This window comes from Lactobacillus sp. PSON (assembly GCF_052615405.1).
Map to the genome: position 1 here is coordinate 86,629 of NZ_JBQXFW010000001.1, position 7,490 is coordinate 94,118.

6 protein-coding genes are annotated in these 7,490 nt (G+C 32.5%); all 6 read right to left on the reverse strand.

Features of this window, described 5'->3' with window-relative positions:
- Nucleotides 1–37: 37 nt before the first annotated feature.
- Entirely contained in the window at nucleotides 38–1,240 is a 1,203-nt protein-coding gene (locus ACTHPI_RS00435) for a DUF438 domain-containing protein (protein WP_445352208.1), read from the reverse strand.
- Nucleotides 1,240–1,797: an iron-sulfur cluster assembly protein gene (locus tag ACTHPI_RS00440; protein WP_445352209.1), complete on the reverse strand. Its 558-nt coding sequence runs from the start codon at nucleotides 1,795–1,797 to the stop codon at nucleotides 1,240–1,242. Before ACTHPI_RS00440 ends, ACTHPI_RS00435 begins: the two co-directional genes overlap by 1 nt.
- 149 nt (nucleotides 1,798–1,946) lie before the next feature.
- Nucleotides 1,947–3,215 (reverse strand): carboxylate--amine ligase, encoded by a 1,269-nt coding sequence (locus tag ACTHPI_RS00445; protein WP_445352210.1) that lies wholly within the window; start codon nucleotides 3,213–3,215, stop codon nucleotides 1,947–1,949.
- Between the two features lie 21 nt (nucleotides 3,216–3,236).
- A complete protein-coding gene (gene asnB, locus ACTHPI_RS00450) occupies nucleotides 3,237–5,186 on the reverse strand; it encodes an asparagine synthase (glutamine-hydrolyzing) (protein WP_445352211.1) in 1,950 nt (649 codons plus the stop codon).
- A gap of 132 nt (nucleotides 5,187–5,318) precedes the next feature.
- Complete coding sequence (locus ACTHPI_RS00455; protein ID WP_445352212.1) at nucleotides 5,319–6,716, reverse strand: metallophosphoesterase family protein; 1,398 nt, start codon at nucleotides 6,714–6,716, stop codon at nucleotides 5,319–5,321.
- Nucleotides 6,717–6,767: 51 nt separating this feature from the next.
- Nucleotides 6,768–7,253, reverse strand: a complete 486-nt coding sequence (locus tag ACTHPI_RS00460) for a hypothetical protein (RefSeq protein ID WP_445352213.1) — start codon at nucleotides 7,251–7,253, stop codon at nucleotides 6,768–6,770.
- Between the last annotated feature and the right edge of the window lie 237 nt (nucleotides 7,254–7,490).

Consider the following 7,490-nt stretch of genomic DNA (forward strand, 5'->3'; position numbering starts at 1 on the left):
CAATAGTATAATCTTATTTTACCAGTTTTTGAAATGCTTACATCGTCTTTTTTTCACCAGTTAATTTTTGGATATTAGTTATATCTTCTGCAACTTCTAAACATCCAAGGTACTTATTAGCCTCATCACGAACGGCATAATACCGTAAATACAGCATCTTTCCAAGCTTCTTTGGTTTAAACCAATACTCAATCTTATCTTTAGTTCCAGCATGAAAATCATGGAAAATTTTTTTAATAATTGGACGACTTTTGGCAGAATGACATTCAAAAACTGAATTTCCAATGGAATTTTTAGAATGCGGATAAATTTCAGCTCCTCCACCAAAATATACAACTTTATCATTTTCATCAACAAATGTTAGTGCAAATGGAAGTAAATCTAAAATTGCTGAAAGTTGCTCTAAGTTAAGGCTACCTTCTTTAAAATTAATAAAGAAGCTATTTAATCTATCTATATTTATTATACTGCTTGTAGGTTGAGGTAACTCAGGTTTCCAATTAACTGGCTTAGCAATTAAAGTATAACCAATTTGACTTTCTTCAGACTTTACATTAGCCCAATCTTCTACACTTGCTACTTCATCAATCATTGGAATCATAATTTTTTCTTCTTTAAAAATCATCTCCAGTACTTCATGACTAACTTCTGTAATTAACTTATGCAATTTATCTTTATCAACCGGAATTTCAGCTGCTTTTTGACTAGCATGAATTAAAGAGCGAATTTTATCATCTACTCCCCACATTACTTGCGGTGGTGCAGTAATACCATATTTATTCATAATTGGAAAAATTGAGACTTCTTTTCTAGTATAATGCCTATCAATAGTCTCTAGATCATTTAATGCTTTTTGAATTTTGATTAAAGTTTTTTCATTATTAGTTTGTTCCCATTCTTGCAAATTAGGAAGTAAATAATCATCAATTAAAGAACTAATTACCATGTTCTCTAATTTAATAGTATGCACTGGATGGCCTGGAGTTTTAAAAGCTTTAGATTCTACTTTTTCCTCAATATTTCCCTTAAACACATCAGCGTGTACATTACATAAATATTGAATATCACGTGGATCAAGTCCCTGAGCAATCAGTGTACGTTCAGCTTCTGTAATTTCACTAACATCTACTTTGTCAAAAGAATCTTTGAACATTTTCCTTGCGGTTTGAAAATCGCCACCATTTTGAATATAATGCAAAATTTTTAAAATTGCCTCTTGGCGTTCTTTTTCTAGAGTCATTATTCTTCTACCTTATAACCTTTCTCTTCAAAGGCTTTTTTTATTTTTTCTAAATTAATATTCATAGCCTCTGCGCCAAGTTTAATTGTCATTACTCTTCCGACTGTTTTAAGCAAGCCTGGAATTTTAATTTTTATAAAACCACAATTATACATAATTTGTACAAAATCAGGATATTTATCCGCAAGTTGCTTAATTGGAATATTAAAATTAATCACTTTTTCAGATTTTTTCTCAGTATCTTTTTGTATTTCAAGTTTTCTTTTAGCTTTCTCACTCATTCTCTCTGATGTCCAAACGGGATACCAAACAAGCTGTACTTGACACTTATTAATTCCATCAATACTAGTAACAGCTTTTTCAATATTATCTTGCAAACTTGGAGATAAAGAACTTCCTTGAATAGTTAAACTCATTTTAACTATTACACTATCTTTTTCAATCTCAATTCCATAAATCAAACCTAAGTTAACTATATCAATTTTTAATTCTGGATCAGTCACATTTTTCAAAGCTGCCATTATCTGATCAACTAACTTTAATTTTCTTTCATCCATTTTTCTACCTACTAAAAAAGCAACTGCAATATTGCATCTGCCTTAATTATCTCACTAAATTTTTCCAAATTACTATTTTATTTTCTTTAATTACGTAATTTTTTGCAAAAAAATATCCCGAAAATTATTCGAGATATTTTTATTATTAATTATTTACGTTTTTCAAAATATTGACCCTTATTAACTTGGTAATACTTCTTATAACGAGCAAAGTAATTATGGAACATGTACTTCATAAGAAGCCAACGCTTAAATCCGCGATCCTTATCATAAAAAACAGTGGTACCATAGCGGCCTTCATGAATCAATTCTTCTGCAGTATCCTTAGCTTCATTTTCATAAGCATATTCTTTGAAGATTTTTACAGGAACACCTAACCAGAGCATGTATTTACTCTTAAGTTTATTACCATAAACAGTATCTTTATCCTTTAAATTATCTTCAACATAATCATCAATATACCACTTAGCCAAGTTATAGCCATTCAAAGTAACATAGAAACTTGAACGACCTTGACGCAAATTGATTTCGAAGAATTTATATTGACCATCACGTTCATCATACTTAATGTCAAAGTTTGCCATACCAGTGTAGTTCAATTTTTCAAGGAAAGTTTGAACTTGTTCATATAATTTTTCATTATATTCTGGCAAAATGGCCATATAATTACCAATTGATTGTGGAGTTGGATCTTCAAGTAATGGATGACCCATGCACATCATTTTAACTTGATGATCTTTATCTACATAAGCGTTGAGTACTCGCATGTTAGAATCATCGCCTGGAATAAAGTCTTGTAAAATAAGATCAGCCTTATAGCCGTTACCGTAGATTTTTCCAACAATATCTTTAAACTCATCTTTATCATGGATAGTGAAGGCTTTTTTTCGACCTTCAAAGTGAACATCAAGCCATGAAACAGGGTCTTCTGGCTTCAGTTCAACAGGGAAGTCAAAAGGAACATCCATGTAATCGCCACTCTTAAAATCATCCATTGTAATAATTTTAGTCTTGGGATATGGCAAACCATATTCTTCAGCGATTTCATAAAATCCTTCTTTTGAAATTAACTTTTCAAGTAAGTCATAGTCAATATAAGGAACAATGAAAACTTCACTCAATTCATCCTTGTGTTTAGCAAGAAGTTCAGCATAACCATCACCACAAGCAATCAAGATAACTGGTTCTTTATGATTCTTGTAAATATCCATCTTTTTCTTCATAACTTCCATAAAAGTTGGATCTTCACTGAATCCTTGATGAAGTTCTACATCAACAATTTTAGAATAACGAGTTGCGGCAAGCTGTGTATCAGCTAATGCCTTAACTTTGATTCCATAGGCTTCATTAAAAGAACGAGCCATACCATAAACGTTAATATCACTACCAAGCAAAATTGGCGTAAATTTTTTAGTCATTTTTTAAAATAAACCCCTAAACTAAACTAATTTGCCTTGTGCAATCAAGTTTGCAACTTCTGGCTGAACATGTTGATATTTCTTAACAGTGTTCTTATAGTCAACGAAGAAGAGCTTGTACCATACAAGGAAAGTGTAAATTGCCCAAATTTGACGACGGTGAGATCCATCACCTTCATAGTTATCATCAAGCAACTTCAAAATCTTCTTTTGGTCAAAAATATCATTTACAAAGTCTTCTGCAAACAATTCTCTAACTTGCTTGTAAAAACGTGGTTCCTTAAGCCATTGTTTAATTGGAGTTGGGAAACCAAGCTTTGGACGCTTTGCCCATTCATCTGGCAATACTTTTTCACTTGCTTTTCTTAAAGCATACTTAGTGTCATGACGATTTACTAAATACTTAGTTGGAATTGAGTTAGCAAGTTCTGCAATCTTCTTATCAAGATATGGAACACGCAATTCTAAAGAGTGAGCCATTGAAATCTTATCAGCTTTTTGTTCAATATCGTTAAGCATAAAGTGATGTAAATCGATATATTGCATTTGCTTAACAGCATCCAAGTCTTTAACCTTCTTAAAGTCCTTTTGGTAGTTGCCATTTACGGTTAACTTATTTCTGTATGATGGTTGCAAAATGCTATTAGCATCTTTTGAACTGAAGATAGTTGGATAATCCATATCATAAATAACTGATTGACCAACATAAAATTCACTTGGTTCAGCTAAATTAGTGTACATATGAACTTTACCTGGGAAATTAGGCATCTTCTTAATTCTATGAGCAAGTTTTACACGCTTTTTCTTAGGAAGCTTCTTAAGTTCTGAAGTAAAGACCTTAATTACATCATTATGAGTATGCATTCCATAGTTAACATATCCTGCAAATAATTCATCAGCACCTTCACCTGAAAGAGCAACAGTAACATGCTTTCTAGCTAACTTACATAAATACCAAAGAGGAATGATTGAAGGGTTAGCATCTGGCTCATCCATATGATATTGCATTTCAGCAAAGTCATGCATTGCTTCATCAGCATTTACTTTATCACTGAAGAAATTCCAGCCCTTAATATCAGCAAGTGCCTTAGCTTTTGAAGCTTCATCATAAGTTGAATCATCAAAACTAATTGAGAAAACATCATCAGGATTTAAGATACTAGTAATAAAACTAGAGTCTACACCTTCTGATAAGAATGCCCCAACTGGCACATCGGCATTATGGTAAAGCTTAACAGTTTCTTCTAAGTCTTCATTGATTTTTTCAAGAGTTGCTTCAAAGCTTAGATTATTTTCTTTGTATTCAGCATCCCAGTATTGATGGGTCTTCATTTCACCATCTTTATATTCGAACCAGTGTCCGGCAGGGAAGCGATAAACCCCTTTGAAGAAAGTTTCATCTAAATCATTATATTGATTCATAAGATATGGCTTAACAGCTTCAACATTCAATTCCTTCTTAAAATCAGGAAATTCAAGAAAACTCTTAAGCTCTGAACCAACTAAAAGGTGACCATTTTCATTACTGTAGTACATTGGCTTAATACCAAAGAAGTCACGTGCTCCATAAAGGGTCTTATTATTATCATCCCAAATAAGAAAGGCGAACATTCCGCGTACACGCTTTAAAAGCCCATCCATTCCCCATTCTTCATAGCCGTGAAGAAGAACTTCAGTATCAGCTTTAGTTGTAAAAGTATGACCTGCATCAATTAATTCTTTTCTGAGTGGCTTAAAATTATAAATTTCACCATTAAAAATAATAGCTCTAGTTCTATCTTCATTATAAATAGGCTGACTTCCTCCACGAAGGTCAATAATTGAAAGACGTCTAAAGCCAAGAGCTACTTCATCATTAGTGTAATAACCGTCGGAACTTGGTCCACGGTGCTTGATTGTTGCCATCATCTTACCAATGACAGCTTGCTTTTCATTTATTTCTGGATCATAAAATGCAACAATTCCGCACATAAATAATCTTTTCCTTTATTTAAAATTCTTAACTTATTTTCTTACTTTAAATATTCTCTCGTATATTGATTGAACCCTACTATTATAAGCTAAACAGCGCTATTAGCCAAATTGACATGTAAAACTTTAAAATTATATAAAGAATACTTTTCGCTTAGAAGCGGCTCCATAACCAAAAACTTGAAGGCGATGCTTTTTTAAATCAATATTGACTACATAACCTGCATATTCAGTTTTTGTATCGATCTTGCGATGCCAATTTTTATTATACTTAGTAGTTAATGAATGATTTGCTCCCATTAAAGCTGAGCAATTAAAGAGAATATATTGAATGCCATTAATTCGGTATTGATCTTCACGATGACGATGACCACAAAAGTAGGCAATAATTCGACCATCTTTAATATTAGTAAAATCAAAATCATTAGACAAACGAAATTCAGGCGGAACACCCTTGCTTGAGTGCATTCTTCCCTTTTCTCGTTGATTAAAAGCAACTAACAGTTCATGAAGTGAACGACCATTATACTTTAAAGCATTTGATCCTTTTCGATTAATTGGGTTGGCATGGCTCATTAAAACAATTTTCTTGCCAGATGATTTTGATAAAATCTCAATAATTTCCTCAATCTGATCTTCGCGAACAGCAAGGGTTATTTTTTCATCGTATTTCTTTTGTCCTTTAGAATCAAGCTCATATGGAATATCTGATGTATTTACTGAAATAACTCTAACATCATCGAAGTCGTAATAACATACTCCATGCTGGCGTGAAATATAATGAATACGAGCTTGTTTATACATGCTAGGCCACATAATATTTTCAAACTCATTTTCTGGAAACGAAGCTCTTAAATCATGATGTTCATCAAATTTATCATTTTCATCATGATTTCCCTTAATCATTACATATGGAACTTTATCTGATTTAAACGCATCACGTAATTTATAAAGTTCACTTTCACTAACTAAACCTGCATCTGAACCATCAATCCAGTCTCCTAAGTGGACTTTCATATTCAAAAGATTTTTATCATCTAAATACGAAAATTCATGAACATGTGTTAAACCATTCCACCCATAAAAATCTGTGCTATTTCTATCTTTAAAGTGAGTATCTGTAATTACACTGATGTTAACAGAATTTTCTCCTTCACGAATCCGCGGTCTAATACTTTCTACAAAATTATCCAAATATTCTTCAACGCGCCAGCGACGACCAGTTTTTTTATTTTTGAAAGCACGAAACCGTCCTAATTCTTCATTAAAGCTTCTCACATATTCAGGAGCTAAGTTTTGCGTACTTTCTGGACTAAGCGCTTGATGTAAAATTCCATTTTCATCTTTGTAAACCGTTAAAACATACTTCTTACCACCAGGAGTATGCTCTAATCCATCAACATGATATTCCCCTATAGTAGTATATTTTTGTAAAGAGTCTATTAATTTGATTTCTGGGTGTAAAGTTGAACGCTTTTTTGCACCAATTACTTTATCTACAATTCCTCTAGTTTGTCTAAAAATCTTCATATTTTTCGCCTCAAAGACAAAGAAAAAGCCGGCTAATGCCGACTTAAAAAACTATGCATTATGTTCTAAAGCATATGCGGCAAGTCCCAATGACAAAACTGCATCTTTAGATAAAACCTCTTGTAAGTCCTTAGCAGCAATTGCTTGAACTGCGCCAATTACTTTAAGGCTATAAGTGATGACGCGGTAGTCAACTTCCTTGTTGTACATGTCATCTTGATAAGGATTTTCATGATTATAAGTTAAATTAATTTCATCCTTATCAACAAAACCATCAACATGGTTTGTCAAAATGCGATCATGTAAGTTGATAAGCTTATCATCCAGCTTAATCAAGGTAAGCTTATGATCACTTTCTGCTTCATAATATTGTTCTTGAGTTAAGCCGAAGTAATCTTTAATTGGATTATTTAAAACACCTAAGCTATCAATTGCTTTATACACAGCTTCAGCATCAAAATTTTGTTCTCCGCTTAAAATCTTGTCTTGTGATAAGGCCAAATCGTCGGCCAACATCATGGTATTCAATTTTTCCATAGGCCCCTCCTTGAAATTCACTCTTAATTATAACAAAAATCAATCTTAATGCGATTTTTCAAGGCTAAAAATTAGTTTTTTTTAGAAAATGAAAACAGCCATTCACATAGAATGCCTGTTTTTCTTTATAAATCGAAAAGTATTTAATTCTTAGTTCAAATTAATCCTTTACAACGTCCTTAGTGTTAAGCCATTGAGTCTTGTTGATCTTAACGATCTTCTTACCGTGTACTTTCT

Bases quoted from the DNA above. Each gene is read 5' to 3' on its own strand.
- ACTHPI_RS00435 (WP_445352208.1), bottom strand. From the start codon at position 1,240: ATGACTCTAGAAAAAGAACGCCAAGAGGCAATTTTAAAAATTTTGCAT.
- ACTHPI_RS00440 (WP_445352209.1), bottom strand. From the start codon at position 1,797: ATGGATGAAAGAAAATTAAAGTTAGTTGATCAGATAATGGCAGCTTTG.
- ACTHPI_RS00445 (WP_445352210.1), bottom strand. From the start codon at position 3,215: ATGACTAAAAAATTTACGCCAATTTTGCTTGGTAGTGATATTAACGTT.
- asnB (WP_445352211.1), bottom strand. From the start codon at position 5,186: ATGTGCGGAATTGTTGCATTTTATGATCCAGAAATAAATGAAAAGCAA.
- ACTHPI_RS00455 (WP_445352212.1), bottom strand. From the start codon at position 6,716: ATGAAGATTTTTAGACAAACTAGAGGAATTGTAGATAAAGTAATTGGT.
- ACTHPI_RS00460 (WP_445352213.1), bottom strand. From the start codon at position 7,253: ATGGAAAAATTGAATACCATGATGTTGGCCGACGATTTGGCCTTATCA.